The sequence below is a fragment of the Halovulum sp. GXIMD14794 genome (assembly GCF_054457455.1).
Map to the genome: position 1 here is coordinate 66,550 of NZ_JBTLNF010000003.1, position 17,991 is coordinate 84,540.

Consider the following 17,991-nt stretch of genomic DNA (forward strand, 5'->3'; position numbering starts at 1 on the left):
GGTTGGCCGCCCAATTTCAAATGGCGCCGCAAGGCTACCAGCGAAGTGTCGCAGCGCCCCACGTCAATCCGCCACCGATGGCCTCCATCAGCAGCACATCGCCCTTCTTGAAACGGCCTTCGGCGTTCGCCACGGACAGCGCCAGGGGGATCGAGGCAGCGGAAGTATTGCCGTGATCCTGAACGGTTATGACGATTTTCTCCATCGGCACGCCGATCTTGTTGGCTGTGGCCTTGATAATCCGCAGGTTCGCCTGATGCGGCACGACCCAGGCGACGTCGTCGACCGTAAGACCGGCTTCTTCGAGGGCCTCTTCGCCGGCGACGGCCAGCTTCGAGACGGCGTGCTTGAACACCTCGCGTCCCTGCATCTTCAGGTGGCCTGCCGTCCCGGTGGTCGAGACGCCGCCGTCCACGTAGAGCAGGTCGTTGTACTGGCCGTCCGAGCGCAGGATCGTCGATAGAACGCCACGGTCATCGGAGGTGCCTTCGCCCTCCTGCGCCTCGAGAATCACCGCGCCGGCACCATCGCCAAAAAGCACGCAGGTGGTGCGGTCGTTCCAGTCGAGGATCCGGCTGAAGGTCTCGGCGCCGATGACCATCACGCGCTTCGCCTGGCCCGAGCCGATCAGCGCCGTGGCATTGGCCATCGCGAAGACGAATCCGGCACACACCGCCTGGATGTCGAAGGCAAAGCCGTGGCCCATCTCCAGCGCTGCTTGAACGCGGGTCGCGGTCGAGGGGAAGGTCTGGTCAGGTGTTGCCGTGGCAAGGACAACCGCGTCGATGTCGGTGCCCTTGAGACCGGCGTTCTCCAGCGCCATCCGCGCCGCCTTGATCGCCAGATCCGATGTTTTTTCGCCTTCCGCCGCGAAATGCCTGCGCTCGATGCCCGAGCGGCTCCGAATCCATTCGTCAGTGGTGTCGACGATCTTCTCGAATTCGGCATTTTCCACGACGCGCTCGGGCAGGTAGTGCCCGCACCCGACGGCTACCGCGCGCGTTACGCCCATGCTCAACTGGCCTCTGCTTCTTTTTCGTTCTTGTCACTCTGGACGGGGGTGGCACCCGATGCAATACGGCGCGCCAGCTTCTCGGTGAAGCCGTTCTGCGCCAGGATGAATGCCAGCTTGATGGCGGCCGAGATGCCCGTCGCATCGGCCGAGCCATGAGATTTCACGACCGTTCCGTTCAGCCCCAGGAAAACGCCGCCATTGACCCGGCGCGGGTCGATCCGCTTGGACAGGCGCCGCAGCGAGGTCAGGGCAAAGAGTGCGCCGATGCGGCTGAGCGGTGAGAACTCGAACGCCTCCTTCAGAAGGTCGCGGACCTGGCTGGCGGTGCCTTCGGCGGTTTTCAGCGCAACATTGCCGGTGAAGCCGTCGGTGACGATCAGGTCGGCGCGTGCGCCGCCGATGTCCGAGCCCTCGACATAGCCGACATATTCGAAGTCGCTGCCGGGGGCGGCCGCCTCGATCAGTTCGGCAGCTTCGTGAAGCTCGTTGCGGCCCTTGTGCTCTTCAGTGCCGATATTCAGCAGGCCGACGCGCGGGCGCTTAATCTGAAGGCCGTTGCGGACATAAGCCGCGCCCATGATCGCGTAATTGAGAAGGTCGCGCGCATCGGCGCGAATGTCGGCACCAACGTCCAGCACGACATTATAGCCTGACGGGTTCCGCGACGGCCACATGACCGCGATCGCGGGACGGTCGACGCCGGGCGCCTTGCGAAGGGCCAGCATCGAAAGCGCCATGAGCGCGCCGGTGTTTCCGCAGCTGACGGCGACTGTCGCGTCGCCCTGGGCGACGGTCTCCAGCGCGTTCCACATACTGGTGCCCTTGCCGCGACGCAGCACGCGCGACGGCTTGTCCTCCATCGAGACGACACGCTCGACATGGCGGATTTCCGTGCGCTCAAGAAGAGCAGGGCGCCGCTGCAGCAGCGGCGCCAGCTCGGTTTCGGGACCATGCAGAATGAAGCGGATGTCGGGATTCTTGCTGGCCGACTTTTCCATCCCGCCGATGACAGCCGAAAGCCCCCGCTCCCCACCCATCGCGTCGATGGAGATGACCGTGGACCGGTCGGGGGAGGCGGGACTTTGTTCGGTCATGCGATGGGCCGATCCGGCTTACGCGGCGTCTTCGTCCAGGTCGATCTCGTCAACCATGGCCACGACTTCCCGATCGGCATAGTGGCCGCAGGACGGGCAGACGTGATGCGGACGCTTCAGCTCGCCGCAGTTGCTGCATTCATTCGGGTTCGCGCCGGTCAGAGCATCGTGCGAGCGGCGCATACCGCGGCGGGACCGCGTGATCTTACTCTTAGGAACAGCCATCTGTTCAACCTCTGGGTCTTGGGGCTTCGCCCGTGCCGGATGCGGGACCGGGGCAAACCCCCGCGACCGCTGACACCCGGCGGTGTCCGGAAGCGCGGACCATAGCCAGATTCACCTGCGCTGCAAGTGGAAAGTTGGGTCTAATGCTCGCCATCGCTCAATTTCTGTTTCAGGGCGGCCAGCGCCGCAAAGGGTTTCGGTTCCGGCTCTAGCGGCGCGGCTCCCTCAGGGCGCGCTTCGGCATCGGCTGCACCGGCATCCTTGGCGCGTGGATAGGGCGGCAGCGCCAGCGCCAGTTCCTCAATCGCGAGCGCGCCGAGATCCAGCGTTTCGGGCAGCGGCTCGAGTTCATCGGGCGCGTCCGGGTCCAGCGAGATGTCCTCGGTGCCGGCATCCAGGCCTGCGACGTAATCCCGGTGCACAGGCACGTCTATGCGGGCGGGGACCGGCTGCAGCGTGGCCACACAGGTCTGCGTCACGCTGGCGCCAAGTATGCCGCGGAAGGTCCAGCCGCCATCCTTGGCTGCGTCCAGCTTTCCGCTGATCCTCAGTTTCGAGATGCCCTGCAGGTCCAGAAGCTCCGCCACGGCGGCGCGTTCGCCCGCGTCGGCGGTCTCGTCGAACTCGTGCGCGGTGGCGCGGCCAAGGCGGGCCAGTCGCACGGGGCGGTGAAACCCTTGCGTGGTGGTGGGCTGGGGACGATCCTCTGCCATCGCGCTCTCCTTCCATAGGTGCTCGCTTGAAATTAGGGGGGGCGCGGGGTACGGGACAAGGGGTCGAAGTGAAGAGGACAGCGTGGCAGACAGCTTTTCCAAGGCGATAGCGCGGGCGGCGGCCGGTGTCGGCCTTCTGATTCTCGTCGGCTGCGCGCCTACGGTGACCGTGCATGGCTATGTGCCCAGCGAAGAAGAGATCGCCGCGATCCGTCCCGGCGTGGATACCGTCCTGACGCTTGAGGAGCGGATCGGCCGCCCGTCGAGCACCGCGCTCGTGACCGGCAACGAGTGGTACTATGTACAGACCACGATGGAACAGCTGACCTACAATCCGCCCAAGATCACTGATCGCGTGGTGCTGGCGGTGGCCTTTGACGACAACGGTGTCGTGCGCGGTGTGGATCGCTATGGTCTGAATGATGGGGTGGACGTGCCGCTCTCGACCCGCATCACCGAGACCGGTGGCCAGCGCGAGAACATCCTGCTCGGGATCTTCGGCGGGTTGCTCAATTTCGACGCGGGCCAGTTCCTGAACGAGTGATAGAAGCGCCCTCACCGAACCATGGGCAGCGGCGCGACGGGCTGAAGCCCTCGCTCATCGTCCTGCACTACACCGCCATGCAGGGCGCTGAAGCGGCGCTTGAGCGGCTCTGCGATCCGCAACATGAGGTGTCCTGCCACTACCTTGTTGGCGCCAACGGTCGGGTCTGGCGGCTTGTCGACGAGGAGCGCCGCGCCTGGCATGCGGGCGCTGGGAGCTGGGGCGGCCGGGGGGATGTGAATTCGCGCAGCATCGGGATCGAGCTCGACAACCGGGGCACGCATCCCTTTTCAGCACCACTCATGTCTTCGCTTGGGGCGCTGCTTCCACGGATCATGGCGCGGCACGGGATCCTGCCCGCGGGCGTGATCGGGCATTCGGACATGGCGCCGGATCGCAAGAACGACCCGGGGCCCCGGTTCGACTGGCTGCGGCTGGCGCGGGCGGGGCTGGCGGTGTGGCCTGGGCCCAGCGGGCCTGCGGACGGCGATCTGCAAGCGCGGTTCGCCCGCGCTGCTCAGCGTTTCGGGTACCCGTCCGAAGGCAACGTGCTGGCGGCATTCCGAGCGCGCTTTCGCCCTTGGGCGCGTGGCGCGGGGCCGGACGGCATGGATGTCGCGCTGATCGAGGATCTCGCACGGCGTCACCCCTTCCTTGACCCCGGCGCACCCGCTGCGTAGATCACGTCGGCGGATGGCTGGATGGCCGCGGGCTCAGGCCCGAGGAAAGTCCGGACTCCACGGAGGAACGGCGCCGGGTAACGCCCGGCCGGCGTAAGCCGAGGGACAGCGCCACAGAGATCAGACCGCCCCGGTCCGCCGGGGTAAGGGTGAAACGGTGGGGTAAGAGCCCACCGCGGGCCTGGCAACAGGTCCGGCACGGCAAGCCCCGCCGGGAGCAAGGCCAAATAGGGACCGCGTGCGGCGCAAGTCGCAGGGGCGCCTCCGCCCCGAGCAGGTCCGGGTTGGCTGCCAGAGCCGTTCCGCAAGGGGCGGCCCAGACGAATGGTCATCGGGGCGCGCAAGCGCCTTACAGAATCCGGCTTACAGGCCATCCGCACCCATCGATTCCCATGACGGTCCCCCCTGGTGGGGGATTTTTCCCCATCAAGCCTGTGGATAACCGGGTGGATAACCGCTGTGAGGACGGTGGATCACGCACCTGAAAGGGAAATCATGGGACGACATGGGATAATCCTGCCTCTGCTGCATTGAGCATATCTGGGCTCACTTTCCGGAAGGGGCACTTCATCTTGTGTACTTGCCGCCGGGGGCGCGAATTCTTGCGCTCTCTTGACCCCGGACTCTCCATGCTGGACCATGGTGTGAGTAATTTTCCCATTGATTTGCATGAATTCCCACGATATACCATGAAGCACGGGAAGGATGCGGTTCACCGATACAAGGGGCGCCAAGTCCCCGGCGGACACAAAAAGACGAGCAGGTTTCATACAGGCCCGCATTCTTCCCAACGAATTACAGGCGTCCCCACGCGAGGCACTCGGCGGACAAGCGGCACGCAGGCGGGCGCGGCCACCAGGCAAATCAAGCGACCCGTGCTGAGACCGCACGGGTCGTTTTCGTTTCGGGCGCGCCGGGCAGGAGAGAAACGTGGCACGACGTTTCAGGGGCGAAAGCGTCCACAAGGTGGACAGCAAGGGCCGGGTCTCGATCCCGGCCCCGTTCCGGCGCGTGCTCGAAGAGGGTGACCCGGACTGGGTGCCCGGCAGTCAGCCCACATTGGTCCTTGTCTACGGCATCCCCGGCCGCACCTGCCTTGAAGGCTACTCCATCAAAGGCATTGAGGCAGTGGACGAGCTGATCTCGAAACTGCCGCGCTTCTCGCGCCCCCGCGAAATCCTGGAGCGCGTGATCAACACCCAGTCGATCTATGCCCAGGTGGACGAGAACGGTCGCATTGTGCTTCCCGCCAAGTTGCGCGAGCGCATCGGCGTGAAGTCCGAGGCGACCTTTGCCGGGATGGGCGACAAGTTCCAGGTATGGGAGCCCGCCGCCTACGAAGCCGACATGAACGCCATCGGCGACTGGCTGGGCGACGAGGGCAAGGAAGAGGACATCTTCGCCCTTCTCGATCCCGCAAGGCTGAACGCGTGACGGGGTGGGGGCCGGGAATATGACGCTCGAGCCGCATATCCCCGTTCTGCTGGACCCGATCCTGGCGCGGGCCGCGCCGATCCGAGGAACCTGGCTGGACGGCACCTTCGGCGCGGGCGGCTACACGCGCGCTCTGCTGGAGGCCGGGGCCGAGAAGGTCATCGCCATCGACCGCGACGCCACGGTGTTGGAGGAAGCGCGGGGGTGGGCGGGCGACTACGGCGACCGGTTGCGGCTGGTCGAGGGCAATTTCCAGGATCTGGACCGGATCGCGGCCGACCTGGGCGAACTCCCGCTTTCGGGAGTGGTGCTCGACATCGGCGTCAGTTCGATGCAGCTCGACCGGTCCGAACGCGGCTTTTCGTTCATGCACGACGGACCGCTCGACATGCGGATGGCGCAGACTGGCGATACTGCTGCGGACCTCGTGAACACTCTGCCCGAGGCGGTACTGTCCGATGTCTTGTTCCAATACGGCGAAGAGCGCGCCGCGCGTCGGATCGCGCGGGCCATCGTCTCGGACCGCAAGACCCAGCCTTTCACCCGCACCCGGCAGTTGGCCGGTCTTATCGAACGCGTGATGCCGCGTCCGCGTCCGGGCCAGCCGCATCCGGCAACGCGCACCTTCCAGGCGCTGCGGATTGCCGTGAACGACGAGCTCGGTGCGCTGGCCAGGGGACTTCTGGCCGCCGAGCGCGCATTGGGCGAGGGCGGCATTCTGGCGGTCGTCACCTTCCACTCGCTCGAGGACCGGATCGTGAAGCGCTTTCTGCGCGCCCGCTCGGGGCAGGCCGAAGGCGGCTCGCGCCACATGCCCGAGGCGGCCCCGCCAGAGGCCGCGCGCTTCAAACTTCTGACCCGCAAGGCCGTGCCCCCCGAAGAGGGCGAGACGTTGGCCAACCCGCGGGCCCGTTCGGCCAAGCTGCGGATGGCCGCGCGCACTGACGCGCCCGCCGGATCGGTGGGACTTGACCAGTTGGGCTTGCCGCCCTTGGGTCTGAAACGCATGGAGGAAAATGGATGAGAACGCTGCTCTATATCGCCGCAAGCGCGCTTGTCGTCGCCTTCGCGGCCTGGGCTTACCAGGTGAACTACACCACGCAGGAGGCCGTCCGACGGGTTGACAGCCTGCGCGCCCAGATCGCCGAGGAACGCGAGGCGATCGCCATGCTCAACGCCGAATGGGCCTATCTCAACCGGCCCGACCGCCTTCGAGCGCTGGCCGAGATGTACTTCCCGGAACTGGGCTTGATGCCAATGACAGCCGAGCACTTCGGCGACCCGGCGATGGTGCCATACCCACAGCCCGCGATCCCGCTTCTGGCCGCCAATAGCGAGGGCAATCCGTGACGCCCCGCCGCCCGCTTCGCCCGCTGGCGCGGGTATTTTCGGCCCGAGCCAAGGGCGAGAACCCCGACGAGATTGAGGCCGAAGAGCGCGCCGCGCGGATGCGTGATCGCCACAAGGCGGAACGGCAACGCGCCGAACACCGCCTGCTGCTGCTGGCGGCGACCTTCGTCCTGGCGTTCGGCGCTGTCGCCGCGCGGATGTCGGTGATGGCGGCGGCGGACCCCGAAGAGCCGACGACCACCGCGGCAATCCCGCAGATCGTTGCGCAGCGGGCCGATATCGTGGACCGAAACGGGGCGATCCTCGCGACGAACCTGATGACCGCGTCGCTCTATGCGCAGCCGCACATGATGGTGGATCGCGCCGCAGCCGCCGAGGGGCTGGCGCAGATCTTCCCCGATCTTGATGAGGCCGATCTGTTGAAGCGCTTCTCGGGCAAGCGCAAGTTCATCTGGATCAAGCGCACGCTCTCGCCCGAACAGCAGCAGCAGGTGATGGACCTCGGCGAGCCGGGCCTCCAGTTCGGCCCGCGCGAGATGCGGCTTTATCCCAATGGGCGCCTCGCAGCACATATTCTGGGCGGCTACGGGTTCGGTCGCGAGGGCGTGCACGCGGCCGAGGTCATCGGCTCGGCGGGGGTGGAGCGCGAGTTCGACAGCTTCCTGCGCGATCCGGCCAACGGTGGTCAGCCGCTGCGCCTTTCGATCGATCTTTCGGTGCAGGCGGCGGTCGAGCGAGTGCTGGCGGGCGGCATGACCCTGATGAACGCCAAGGGCGCCGCCGCCGTTCTGATGGAGGCCGATACCGGCCAGATCGTAGCCATGGCCTCGCTGCCGGACTTCGATCCGAACCAGCGCCCATTGCCGCCCACCGAAGGCGATCCCTCTGACAGCCCGATCTTCAACCGGGCGGCGCAGGGCGTCTACGAGCTTGGCTCGACCTTCAAGATCTTCACCGTGGCGCAGGCGCTTGAGACCGGCATTGCGACGCCTGACACCATTGTCGATACCTCGGGCCCGCTGACCTGGGGGCGGTTCCGGATCCGCGACTTCCACGATTATGGCCCATTCCTGACGCTGACCGACGTAATCGTCGAATCGTCCAACATCGGCACCGCGCGAATCGCGATGGAACTGGGCGGCGAGCGGCAGAAGGAATTCCTGGGCCGCCTGGGCTTCCTCGAGCCGGTACCGGTCACGCTCCCCGAAGCGACCAAGACCAAGCCGCTGATCCCGAAGCGCTGGTCCGAGATCTCGACGATGACGATCAGCTACGGTCACGGGCTTGCCGCGACGCCGCTGCACCTTGCGACGGCTTATGCCTCGATTGCGAACGGCGGCCTTCGCGTGCGGCCCTCGCTCCTCGCTGACACACCGCCGCCGACCGAAGCCGACCGGGTCATCTCGACGGAAACATCTCGCAAGATCCGGCAGATGCTGCGTGCGGTGGTCGACCGGGGCACCGCCTCGCTGGCCAATGTCGAAGGCTACCGAGTGGGCGGAAAGACCGGCACTGCGGACAAGCCGAAGTACAATGGCGGGTATCACGACGACAAGGTCATCTCGACCTTCGCCTCGGTGTTCCCGGCACATGACCCGGAATACGTGCTCGTCGTCTCGCTCGACGAACCGGAGGATCGCAGCGGGCGCGAACCGCGCCGCACTGCCGGTTGGACCGCGGCGCCTGTTGCCGCCGAAGTGATTCGCCGCATCGCGCCATTGATGAACATGCGGCCCTTGCCTAAAGAGACGCCCGAAGCCGCGCTGACCCTGCGCGCCAGCAACTGAGGGAGCTGTCGGAGTGACCAGCGAGGGGAATGGGCCGCAGGATCTGGCGGCCCTCGGACTGTTTGAAGGTGATGTTCAGCGCGCCGGCGACTGGTCGCAGCTGCGCCAGGTGACCGGTCTGTCCGTGGACAGCCGCGACACCCTGCCGGGCCACCTGTTTGCCGCGCTGCCGGGCACCAAGATGCACGGCGCAGCCTTTATCAGCTACGCGCTGCGCATGGGGGCGGTTGCCGTGCTGACCGACTCCACCGGGCTTGCGCTGGCCGAGGCCGAGGGTCCGCTTCCGGTGCCGGTGATCGTGCACGAAGATCCGCGCCTGGCGCTGGCCCGCGCCGCCGCCCACTGGTTCTCCAGCCAGCCCGAGACGATGGTCGCGGTGACCGGGACCAACGGCAAGACCTCGGTCGCCAGTTTCACCCGTCAGATCTGGGAGGACGCCGGCCATGCAGCGATCAACCTTGGCACCGTGGGTGTCGAGGGCGCGATCTCCCGGCCGCTCACCCATACCACGCCCGAGCCGATCACCCTGCACCGGCTGCTGGCCGAACTGTCCGCCGAGGGCATCACGCACGCCTCGATGGAGGCGTCGAGCCACGGCCTTTCGCAGCGCCGGCTCGACGGGGTTCGGTTGAAGGCGGCTGGCTACACGAACATCAGCCGCGATCACCTCGACTATCACCCGGATTTCGACTCCTATTTCTTTGCGAAGTGCGGCCTGTTCCAACGGGTGCTTCCGCCCGACGGGACTGCGGTGATCAATCTGGATGACCACATGGGGCCGACGGTGGCGAAGCTGGCAGCCGAGCGGGGGCAGAAAGTCATCGGCGTCGGTCGCCGCGAGCAGGCCGAGCTTCGGTTGCTGGATCAGCGCTTCGATGCGACCGGGCAGGAGCTGCGCTTCTCCTGGCGGGGCGAGGCGCATTTGCGGCGGCTCGATCTGATCGGCGGCTTCCAGGGCGAGAATGCGCTCGTCGCCGCCGGGTTGGCGCTCGCCACCGGGGTGGAGCCGTACGCGGTCTTCGATGCGCTGCCCAAGCTGGCCGCGGTGCGCGGGCGGATGCAGCGCGCGGCGGTGCGCAGCAACGGTGCCGCGATCTTTGTCGACTACGCACATACGCCCGACGCGCTGCAGACCGCGCTGCGCGCGCTGCGCCCGCATGTCATGGGGCGGCTATTGGTGGTGTTCGGTGCGGGAGGCGACAGGGATCCGGGCAAGCGGATCGTCATGGGCGCCGCTGCGCGCGAGAACGCCGACGTGGTTTATGTCACCGACGACAACCCGCGTTCGGAGGACCCGGCCGCGATCCGCGCGCAGATCCTCAAGGGGGCACCCGAGGCCAACGAAATCGGCGACCGCGCCGAGGCGATCCTGACTTCCGTCGATGCTCTGCAGGCGGGCGACACTTTGCTGATCGCAGGAAAGGGCCACGAGACCGGGCAGATCGTCGGCGATGACGTGCTGCCGTTTGACGATGCCGAACAGGCCTCGATCGCTGTCGCCGCGCTCGAGGGCCGGCTGGCATGAGCATTCTCTGGACCGCCGAGGAAGCCGCGCAGGCGACCGGCGGTCGTGTGACAGGCGATTGGACGGCGACCGGCGTCTCCATCGACACCCGTACGCTTGAGCCGGGCGACTTGTTCGTTGCGCTTGCCGCGCAGCGGGACGGGCACGAGTTCGTGGCGCAGGCGCTGGCCAAGGGCGCCGCTGCGGCACTGGTCAGCCATGTGCCCGAGGGCGTGGCCGAGGTCGCGCCGTTGCTGATCGTGAACGACACCCTCGAAGGGCTGACCGCGCTTGGCGTGGCCGCGCGCAAGCGGACCTCGGCACGAGTCGTTGCGGTGACCGGCTCGGTCGGCAAGACCTCGACCAAGGAGATGCTGCGCACGGCACTGGGCGCGCAGGCGCCGACCCACGCTGCCGACAAAAGCTATAACAACCACTGGGGTGTCCCCCTGACGCTGGCGCGGATGCCGCGCGACAGCCGTTACGCTGTGATCGAGATCGGCATGAACCATCCCGGCGAGATCGCGCCCCTGTCGCGCCTCGCCAATCCGCATGTCGGCATTGTGACCACGATCGCCGCGGCACATCTCGAGGCGTTCGGCTCGCTCGAGGGTATCGCGCGCGAGAAGGCCTCTCTGGCCGAGGGGCTGGTGCCCGGCGGGGTGATGATCCTGAACCGCGATACACCCAGTTTCCCGGTGCAGCGCGGTGTTGCCGGTCGGCTCGGCGTGCGCTGCCTGAGTTTCGGGACCTCTCCGTTGGCGCACTACCGGCTACTGGCGACGAACCTGACAGAAACCGCCGTGACCGCGCGGGCCGACTGCATGGGCGCGCCGCAGATCTTCAAGCTGGCGCAGCCCGGGCGGCACCTCGCGATGAACGCGATGGCTGTGCTGGCCGCGGTCGATGCGCTGGGCGCCGACCGGACACGTGCCGCCCTGGCCCTTGCCGGCTGGTCCGCACCCGAGGGCCGCGGCGCCCGGTGGGAGATCGCGCTGGGAGCGGGCGGCATCGACGGGTTCGTGCAGCTGATCGACGAAAGCTACAACGCCAATCCCGCGGCAATGGCGGCGGCCTTTGATGTCTTCGCGGTGACGCAGCCGCGCGACGGGCAAGGGCGGGTGGCGCGAGGACGGCGAATCGCGTTCCTCGCGGACATGCTGGAACTGGGCGACGACGGACCTGCATTGCACGCGGGCATTGCGGGTCTGCCCGCGCTTTCGTCCATCGACACTGTGCATTGCGCCGGTCCGCTGATGAAGCATCTTCACGACGCGCTGCCGCCCAAGAAACGCGGCAGCTGGAGCCCAGACAGCGCCACGCTCGCGGGTAAGGTGCCAAGACTGGTCGATGCCGGTGACGTGGTGATGTGCAAGGGATCGAACGGCAGCAAGGTCGGGCTGCTGGTACAGGCAATCAAAAAACTGGGCGATGCACGCCCGCTGGACGCGCAAGGGACCGAGTAGATGTTGTATTTCCTCAGCGGCTTTTCCGATGACGGCGGGCTGTTCAACCTGTTCAGCTACATCACCTTCCGGGCAGGCGGCGCGTTCCTGACGGCGCTGATCTTCGGCTTCATCTTCGGCCGTCCGCTGATCGACTTCCTACGCCGAAAGCAGAAGCGCGGCCAGCCGATCCGCACCGATGGCCCCGAGGGGCACCTGCTGACCAAGGCCGGAACGCCGACGATGGGCGGGCTGCTGATCCTCTCGGCGCTGCTGATCTCCACGCTGCTCTGGGCGCGGCTCGACAACGGGTTCGTCTGGATGGTCGTCTTCGTGACCTCGGCCTTCGGCCTGATCGGTTTCGCGGATGACTACTCGAAGGTCACCAAGCAGGACGTCGCCGGGATCTCGGGCAAGATGCGGCTTGGCATCGGCTTCGCCATCGCGGCCGCCGCGGCGATCTGGGCGATGTGGCTGCAGCCGACCGGCCTGAGCGGCCAACTGGCCTTCCCGGTCTTCAAGAACCTGCTGCTTGATCTGTCGATCCTCTACGTGCCCTTCGCGATGATCGTGATCGTCGGTGCGGCCAATGCTGTGAACATGACCGACGGTCTGGACGGGCTTGCGATCATGCCGGTGATGATCGCCGGCGGCAGCTTCGGCATCATCGCTTATGTCGTCGGCCGTACGGACTTCACCGAATACCTCGAGGTCCACTACGTCCCCGGCACCGGCGAGATCGCGATCTTCGCCGCCGCGCTGATCGGCGGCGGGCTCGGCTTCCTGTGGTACAATGCGCCCCCCGCGGCGGTGTTCATGGGCGACACCGGCTCGCTGGCCTTGGGCGGCGCGCTCGGCGCGATCGCCGTCGCCACCAAGCACGAGATCGTGCTGGCGATCATCGGCGGCCTCTTCGTTGTCGAGGCGCTCTCGGTCATCATTCAGGTCGCTTATTACAAGCGGACCAAGAAGCGGATTTTCCTGATGGCGCCGATCCACCACCATTTCGAGAAGAAGGGCTGGGGAGAGGCGCAGATCGTGATCCGCTTCTGGATCATCAGCGTGATCCTTGCGCTGATCGGCCTGGCGACCCTGAAACTGAGATGACCCGAAAGGCGCTCGTCACCGGCGGCAACCGCGGCATCGGGCGTGCCATCGCAGCTGGGCTCGCGGCGCGCGGTCTCGACGTGGTGATCGGCGCCCGTGATCCGCAAGCCGGGCAGGAGGCTGCCGAGGCGCTGGGCGTCCGCGCGCTCCACCTCGACCTGATGCACCCCGAAAGCCTGCGCGATGCCGTTGCGGGCGAGGGCGGTTTCGACGTTCTGGTCAACAACGCGGGTGTGCTGGACGGCGGGGGCCTGCTGGCCGATCCCGGCCCGTTCCAGACCGCCATGCAGGTCATGGTCCATGGCCCCTATCACCTGATCCGGGCCAATGTCGCGCACATGCAGGGGCAGGGCTGGGGGCGGATCGTGAATCTCTCGTCGGGCTGGGGCGCGTTCTCGGAAGGACTCGACGGGCCAGGCGCCTATTCAGTCGCCAAGGCGTCTCTGAATGCGCTGACGCTGGCGCTCAGCCACGAATTACCCGATACGATCAAGATCAACGCGGTGTGCCCCGGTTGGGTACGCACGCGCATGGGCGGCCCCGGTGCAAGCCGGTCGCCGGAAGAGGGCGCGGAGACGGCCATTTGGCTGGCGACGCTGCCCGAGGACGGCCCCACCGGGGGCTTCTTCCGCGACCTTAAGCCGATCGCCTGGTAGGAAGGAAAGACGCATGATCCCGGTCAGGGGCTTTGACGGACACCGTGTGGGCGTACTGGGTCTCGGCCGTTCGGGCCTCGCCACGGCGCGCGCGCTGGCCGCGGGCGGCGCGGTCCCGGTCTGCTGGGACGACAGCGACGGCGCGCGCGAGAAGGCCGAAGCCGAAGGGTTCGAAATCGGCGACCTGCGCCGCGATCCCGCGTGGGAGGGCATGGTCGCGCTGATCGTCTCGCCCGGCATTCCGCATCTCTACCCCGCGCCGCACCCGATCATCGAGCGGGCCTATGCGCGGGGCGTCGCCGTTGACAACGACGTTGGCCTGTTCTTCCGCTCGTGGGCGACCGACGACTGGGCCGAGATGGACCCGGTGCCGCGCGTCGTCTGCGTGACCGGCTCAAACGGCAAGTCCACCACCACCGCACTGCTGCACCACTGCCTGCAGGAAGCCGGACGCCCGACGCAGATGGGCGGCAACATCGGCCGCGGCGTGCTGGATCTCGATCCGGCCGAGGAGGGCGAGGTCGTGGTGCTGGAGCTCTCCTCCTACCAGACCGAGCTTGCCCGCGCCCTCGCGCCCGACATCGCGGTTTTCCTGAACCTCAGTCCGGACCATCTTGACCGCCACGGCGGTCTCGGCGGCTATTTCGCGGCCAAGCGCCGCCTGTTCTCCGAAGGCGGCCCCGAGCGCAGCGTGATCGGTGTCGACACCCCCGAGGGCCGTGTGCTCGCCAACCAGATGCGCGAGGTGACGGGCTCGGGCGATCCGGTTATCCGCATCGCCAACACCATGCAGATCAAGGACGGCTGGTCGGTCTTCGCCCGCAAGGGGTTCCTGGCGGAGTGGCGCAACGCACGGCAGGTGGCCTCGGTCGACCTGCGCGATATTCCGACGCTGCCCGGGGCGCACAATCACCAGAATGCCTGCGCGGCGTGGGCTGCCCTGCGGGCCCTCGGTCTCGCGCCCCGGCAGATCGAGAAGGGGCTGCGCAGCTATCCGGGCCTGAAACACCGCAGCCAGGTCATCGCCACCATCGGCGGCGTGACCTTCGTGAACGACAGCAAGGCCACCAACGCAGATGCCGCCGAAAAGGCGCTGCTGGCCTATGACAACATCCGCTGGATCGCCGGCGGTGTGCCGAAGGAAGGCGGGATCAAGCCGCTCCAGCCGCTCTTCGAGCGCATTGCGAAGGCCTACCTTATCGGCCAGTGCGCCCCGGCTTTCGCGGCCACGCTGGGCCAGACCGCGCACACCAATTGCGGAACGCTCGAGGCCGCCGTCTCCACTGCTGCCGCCGAGGCGCAGCCCGGCGACACGGTGCTGCTCGCCCCCGCCGCCGCCAGCTTCGATCAGTACCCCAGCTTCGAGCATCGCGGCGATCATTTCATCGCTCTCGTGCGCGCGCTTGAAGAAAAGGCGTGATCCAAGCCTTCCACGTTCCTCAAATATCCCCGCCGGAGGCATCCGGCGACAGCCCCGAGGCGCTATGACACGGCCCCAGGATATCCACGCCACCTACTGTCGCCAGGCCGCCCGCTGGGACCGCGAGCGGCCCAAGGGCCTCGAGATCGAGTCCGCGTGGCTGGACCGGTTGACCGGGCATCTGCCGGAAGGAGCGACGGTTCTCGATCTCGGCTGCGGCTCCGGCATACCGATCGCGGCGGATCTCGTTCGGCGCGGCTTCAAGGTCACCGGCGTCGATTGTGCCGAGCCGATGCTCGACATCGCCCGGTGCTCTGTCCCCGAGGCGCGCTTCGTGCGGGCCGACATGCGGATGCTCGACCTGGCCGAGCGGTTCTCGGCCATCCTCGCCTGGGACAGCTTCTTCCACCTCGCGCCTGCCTACCAGCGCACCATGTTCCCGATCTTCGCGCGCCACATGCTGCCCGGCGCGAGGCTGCTGCTGACCACCGGCCCCGAGGCAGGCGAGGCCGAGGGGCGTGTCGGAGACGAGCCGGTCTACCATGCCTCGCTCGATCCCGCGGATTACCGCAAGCTCATGGCCGAGAACGGGCTCCGGCCGCTCCTCTACCGCCCCGAGGACCCGGAGAGTGATTTCCATACTGTCTGGCTTGCCGAAAAGCTGGCCTGAACCGTCCAAAACCGCTAGGGTAGTCGGTACAACATAAGGCCACCTCGTTAACAAGAGGGGCCAGAGGCAGTAATTGGGCAGGTCATCATGACCGAGATGGTGTACGGCGCGGTCGTCGCGAAACCCGGCGAACCGTTGTTGCCGCGCTGGTGGCGCACGATCGACCGTTGGTCGCTCGGCGCCGTGGTGGGGCTTTTCCTCGTTGGGATCATGCTGGGGCTGGCCGCATCGCCGCCGCTGGCCGCGCGCAACGGGCTGGATGCGTTCTATTACGTCTATCGTCAGGCGTTCTTCGGCATCGTCGCACTGGGCGCAATGGTACTGGTGTCGATGCTATCCCCGACCGAGATCCGCCGCAAGGCGGTCCTGGGCTTCGTGGCAGCCACCGTCGCAGTGGCGCTGCTGCCGGTGCTGGGCACGGATTTCGGCAAGGGCGCGACGCGCTGGTACTCGCTGGGCTTCGCCTCGGTGCAGCCGTCGGAGTTCCTGAAACCCACATTCGTCGCCTTCGCCGCCTGGATGATGGCCGGCAGCTATGATCTGTCTGGCCCGCCGGGCAAGACGCTCTCGTTCATTGTCGCGGTGCTTCTGGCGCTGATGCTGGCGCTGCAGCCGGACTTCGGGCAGGCCTGCCTGATCCTCGCTGCATGGTCGATGATGTATTTCGTGGCCGGGGCCTCGATCATCCTGCTGGTCGGCATTGCGGTCGCGGTGCTGGGCGCGGGCCTGTTTGCCTATGCCAATTCCGAGCATGTGGCCCGCCGCATCGACGGCTTCCTGTCGCCGGACATTGACCCGCGTACGCAGATCGGTTTCGCCACCAACGCCATCCAGGAAGGCGGGATCTTCGGCGTCGGCGTGGGTGAGGGCACGGTGAAATGGTCTCTGCCCGACGCCCACACCGATTTCATCATCGCCGTCGCCGCCGAGGAGTACGGCCTGCTGATCTGCCTGCTTGTGATCGCGCTGTTCTCGACCGTGGTGATCCGCTCGCTGATCCGCCTGCTGCGCGAGCGCGACCCGTTCGTGCGCCTTGCCGGCACTGGCCTCTCGGTACTTTTTGGCATGCAGGCGCTGATAAACCTCGGCGTCGCGGTGCGGCTGCTGCCCGCCAAGGGCATGACGCTGCCCTTCGTCAGTTATGGGGGCTCGTCGCTGGTCGCCGCAGGCCTGTCGCTTGGCATGTTGCTGGCGCTGACCCGCGAGCGCCCGCAGGACCACTTGTCCGAGATCATCGGGCGCGGACGATGAGCGCGCCGCTTCTGGTCATCGCCGCCGGCGGCACCGGCGGGCACATGTTTCCTGCCCAGGCCCTGGCCGAGGAAATGCTCGCGCGCGGCTGGCGTGTTAAGCTTACCACCGACTCGCGGGGGGCGCGCTACGCGGGCGGCTTCCCGCAGGCGGTCGAGCGTGTCGTGCTGCGCTCGTCGTCCTTTGCGCGCGGCGGAATGCTCGCAAAGCTGATGACGCCGGTGCAGATCGGCATGGGCGTGCTGGGCGCGCTCTGGTCGATGCTGCGCGACCGCCCGGCCTGTGTGGCGGGCTTCGGCGGCTACCCGGCAATCCCCGCCATGAGCGGCGCTTGGGTGTTACGCCGCCCGCGCCTGATCCACGAACAGAACGGCGTTCTGGGCCGGGTGAACCAGATCTTCGCCCGCCGCGTGAACGCGGTCGCCTGCGGAACATGGCCGACCGAGTTGCCGTCGGGCGTCGAGGGCCGGAACATCGGCAACCCGGTGCGCTCGTCGATCCGCAAATGCGCGGGCGCGCCCTATCACCCGCCGGGCGACGGCCCGCTGGAGTTGTTGGTGTTCGGCGGCTCGCAAGGCGCGTCGGTCATGCGCAAGGTGCCCGAGGCGGTCGCGCTGCTGCCAGAGGACATGCGCGGCCAATTGGTCATCGCCCAACAGGCCCGCGACGAGGATGCCGAGGCCGTGCGCCGCGCCTACGCCGACATGGGCCTGCCCGCCGACATCCGTCCGTTTTTCGACGACATGCCCGCGCGTCTGGCTCGGGCGCAGCTGGTCATCTGCCGCTCAGGCGCCTCCTCGGTCGCGGACATCGCGGCCATTGGTCGGCCGGCAATCTTCATCCCCTATGCGGCGGCCGTCCGCGACGAACAGACCGCCAATGCGCGCGGCTTGACCGAGGCCGGGGCCGCCGTCACCCTGCAGGAATCCGAGTTGACACCGGAAAGCCTCGCGGGGCATATCGCCGCGATCCTCGGCAACCCCGAGCGCGCCTCGTGCGCCGCAAGTGCCGCAGGTGCGCTGGGCAAGCCTGAAGCGGCAACCGCACTGGCCGACCTTGTCGAGCAGCTTTCCGCCCGGACCCGATAACGGAGAAG

Annotated in this window: 18 protein-coding genes and 1 other RNA gene; 15 read left to right on the forward strand and 4 right to left on the reverse strand. The window is 67.1% G+C overall.

All coding sequences use genetic code 11. From position 1 onward, the window contains the following. Positions 1-34 precede the first annotated feature (34 nt). From ACW9UR_RS02690 to ACW9UR_RS02705, 4 genes are all read right to left on the reverse strand, one after another. Positions 35-1,012, reverse strand: coding sequence for a beta-ketoacyl-ACP synthase III (locus ACW9UR_RS02690; RefSeq protein ID WP_458915363.1), 978 nt, complete (start codon positions 1,010-1,012; stop codon positions 35-37). Positions 1,013-1,014: 2 nt separating this feature from the next. Then, entirely contained in the window at positions 1,015-2,109 is a 1,095-nt protein-coding gene (gene plsX, locus ACW9UR_RS02695) for a phosphate acyltransferase PlsX (protein WP_458915364.1), read from the reverse strand. Positions 2,110-2,127: 18 nt separating this feature from the next. Then, on the reverse strand, positions 2,128-2,334 hold the full coding sequence (rpmF, locus tag ACW9UR_RS02700) for a 50S ribosomal protein L32 (protein WP_458915365.1): 207 nt from the start codon (positions 2,332-2,334) through the stop codon (positions 2,128-2,130). A 140-nt stretch (positions 2,335-2,474) separates the two neighbouring features. Continuing rightward, positions 2,475-3,047 carry a YceD family protein gene (locus ACW9UR_RS02705; protein WP_458915366.1) on the reverse strand — a complete coding sequence of 191 codons (573 nt, stop codon included), beginning with the start codon at positions 3,045-3,047 and terminating at the stop codon, positions 2,475-2,477. Between the two features lie 82 nt (positions 3,048-3,129). Here ACW9UR_RS02705 and ACW9UR_RS02710 point away from each other — a divergent pair, with 82 nt between their 5' ends. The 15 genes from ACW9UR_RS02710 (at position 3,130) to ACW9UR_RS02780 (ending at position 17,983) form a co-directional block, all read left to right on the forward strand. After that, positions 3,130-3,591, forward strand: coding sequence for an outer membrane protein assembly factor BamE (locus tag ACW9UR_RS02710; protein ID WP_458915367.1), 462 nt, complete (start codon positions 3,130-3,132; stop codon positions 3,589-3,591). Next, positions 3,588-4,271, forward strand: coding sequence for an N-acetylmuramoyl-L-alanine amidase (locus tag ACW9UR_RS02715; RefSeq protein ID WP_458915368.1), 684 nt, complete (start codon positions 3,588-3,590; stop codon positions 4,269-4,271). The genes ACW9UR_RS02710 and ACW9UR_RS02715 overlap by 4 nt, the downstream gene beginning before the upstream one ends. Before the next feature lie 9 nt (positions 4,272-4,280). Continuing rightward, positions 4,281-4,653: RNase P RNA component class A (rnpB, locus tag ACW9UR_RS02720), an RNA gene on the forward strand. Between the two features lie 548 nt (positions 4,654-5,201). Further along, complete coding sequence (gene mraZ, locus ACW9UR_RS02725; protein ID WP_458915369.1) at positions 5,202-5,705, forward strand: division/cell wall cluster transcriptional repressor MraZ; 504 nt, start codon at positions 5,202-5,204, stop codon at positions 5,703-5,705. 19 nt (positions 5,706-5,724) lie between these two features. After that, positions 5,725-6,729, forward strand: coding sequence for a 16S rRNA (cytosine(1402)-N(4))-methyltransferase RsmH (rsmH, locus tag ACW9UR_RS02730; RefSeq protein WP_458915370.1), 1,005 nt, complete (start codon positions 5,725-5,727; stop codon positions 6,727-6,729). Next, entirely contained in the window at positions 6,726-7,055 is a 330-nt protein-coding gene (ftsL, locus tag ACW9UR_RS02735) for a cell division protein FtsL (RefSeq protein ID WP_458915371.1), read from the forward strand. The genes rsmH and ftsL overlap by 4 nt, the downstream gene beginning before the upstream one ends. Beyond that, positions 7,052-8,842: a peptidoglycan D,D-transpeptidase FtsI family protein gene (locus ACW9UR_RS02740; RefSeq protein WP_458915372.1), complete on the forward strand. Its 1,791-nt coding sequence runs from the start codon at positions 7,052-7,054 to the stop codon at positions 8,840-8,842. The genes ftsL and ACW9UR_RS02740 overlap by 4 nt, the downstream gene beginning before the upstream one ends. Before the next feature lie 58 nt (positions 8,843-8,900). Continuing rightward, the gene (locus ACW9UR_RS02745; protein WP_458916155.1) at positions 8,901-10,367 is read left to right on the forward strand and encodes a UDP-N-acetylmuramoyl-L-alanyl-D-glutamate--2,6-diaminopimelate ligase; all 1,467 of its coding nucleotides are present in this window, start codon (positions 8,901-8,903) and stop codon (positions 10,365-10,367) included. Continuing rightward, complete coding sequence (locus ACW9UR_RS02750; RefSeq protein WP_458915373.1) at positions 10,364-11,812, forward strand: UDP-N-acetylmuramoyl-tripeptide--D-alanyl-D-alanine ligase; 1,449 nt, start codon at positions 10,364-10,366, stop codon at positions 11,810-11,812. The genes ACW9UR_RS02745 and ACW9UR_RS02750 overlap by 4 nt, the downstream gene beginning before the upstream one ends. Next, complete coding sequence (gene mraY / locus ACW9UR_RS02755; RefSeq protein ID WP_458915374.1) at positions 11,813-12,898, forward strand: phospho-N-acetylmuramoyl-pentapeptide-transferase; 1,086 nt, start codon at positions 11,813-11,815, stop codon at positions 12,896-12,898. It begins immediately after the preceding gene. Then, positions 12,895-13,554: an SDR family NAD(P)-dependent oxidoreductase gene (locus tag ACW9UR_RS02760; RefSeq protein ID WP_458915375.1), complete on the forward strand. Its 660-nt coding sequence runs from the start codon at positions 12,895-12,897 to the stop codon at positions 13,552-13,554. Before mraY ends, ACW9UR_RS02760 begins: the two co-directional genes overlap by 4 nt. A 13-nt stretch (positions 13,555-13,567) precedes the next feature. Continuing rightward, positions 13,568-14,974, forward strand: coding sequence for a UDP-N-acetylmuramoyl-L-alanine--D-glutamate ligase (gene murD / locus ACW9UR_RS02765; protein WP_458915376.1), 1,407 nt, complete (start codon positions 13,568-13,570; stop codon positions 14,972-14,974). Between the two features lie 64 nt (positions 14,975-15,038). Next, on the forward strand, positions 15,039-15,644 hold the full coding sequence (locus tag ACW9UR_RS02770) for a class I SAM-dependent methyltransferase (RefSeq protein WP_458915377.1): 606 nt from the start codon (positions 15,039-15,041) through the stop codon (positions 15,642-15,644). A gap of 87 nt (positions 15,645-15,731) precedes the next feature. Beyond that, positions 15,732-16,895, forward strand: a complete 1,164-nt coding sequence (locus ACW9UR_RS02775; RefSeq protein ID WP_458915378.1) for a peptidoglycan glycosyltransferase FtsW — start codon at positions 15,732-15,734, stop codon at positions 16,893-16,895. Continuing rightward, positions 16,892-17,983: a UDP-N-acetylglucosamine--N-acetylmuramyl-(pentapeptide) pyrophosphoryl-undecaprenol N-acetylglucosamine transferase gene (locus tag ACW9UR_RS02780; protein ID WP_458915379.1), complete on the forward strand. Its 1,092-nt coding sequence runs from the start codon at positions 16,892-16,894 to the stop codon at positions 17,981-17,983. Before ACW9UR_RS02775 ends, ACW9UR_RS02780 begins: the two co-directional genes overlap by 4 nt. The last annotated feature ends 8 nt before the right edge of the window (positions 17,984-17,991 follow it).

Excerpts from the sequence above, each read along its gene's own strand:
- rsmH (WP_458915370.1), top strand. The coding sequence starts at position 5,725 with ATGACGCTCGAGCCGCATATCCCCGTTCTGCTGGACCCGATCCTGGCG.
- ftsL (WP_458915371.1), top strand. The coding sequence starts at position 6,726 with ATGAGAACGCTGCTCTATATCGCCGCAAGCGCGCTTGTCGTCGCCTTC.
- rpmF (WP_458915365.1), bottom strand. The coding sequence starts at position 2,334 with ATGGCTGTTCCTAAGAGTAAGATCACGCGGTCCCGCCGCGGTATGCGC.
- ACW9UR_RS02770 (WP_458915377.1), top strand. The coding sequence starts at position 15,039 with ATGACACGGCCCCAGGATATCCACGCCACCTACTGTCGCCAGGCCGCC.
- murD (WP_458915376.1), top strand. The coding sequence starts at position 13,568 with ATGATCCCGGTCAGGGGCTTTGACGGACACCGTGTGGGCGTACTGGGT.
- ACW9UR_RS02750 (WP_458915373.1), top strand. The coding sequence starts at position 10,364 with ATGAGCATTCTCTGGACCGCCGAGGAAGCCGCGCAGGCGACCGGCGGT.
- ACW9UR_RS02775 (WP_458915378.1), top strand. The coding sequence starts at position 15,732 with ATGACCGAGATGGTGTACGGCGCGGTCGTCGCGAAACCCGGCGAACCG.
- plsX (WP_458915364.1), bottom strand. The coding sequence starts at position 2,109 with ATGACCGAACAAAGTCCCGCCTCCCCCGACCGGTCCACGGTCATCTCC.
- mraY (WP_458915374.1), top strand. The coding sequence starts at position 11,813 with ATGTTGTATTTCCTCAGCGGCTTTTCCGATGACGGCGGGCTGTTCAAC.
- ACW9UR_RS02760 (WP_458915375.1), top strand. The coding sequence starts at position 12,895 with ATGACCCGAAAGGCGCTCGTCACCGGCGGCAACCGCGGCATCGGGCGT.
- ACW9UR_RS02780 (WP_458915379.1), top strand. The coding sequence starts at position 16,892 with ATGAGCGCGCCGCTTCTGGTCATCGCCGCCGGCGGCACCGGCGGGCAC.
- ACW9UR_RS02690 (WP_458915363.1), bottom strand. The coding sequence starts at position 1,012 with ATGGGCGTAACGCGCGCGGTAGCCGTCGGGTGCGGGCACTACCTGCCC.
- ACW9UR_RS02705 (WP_458915366.1), bottom strand. The coding sequence starts at position 3,047 with ATGGCAGAGGATCGTCCCCAGCCCACCACCACGCAAGGGTTTCACCGC.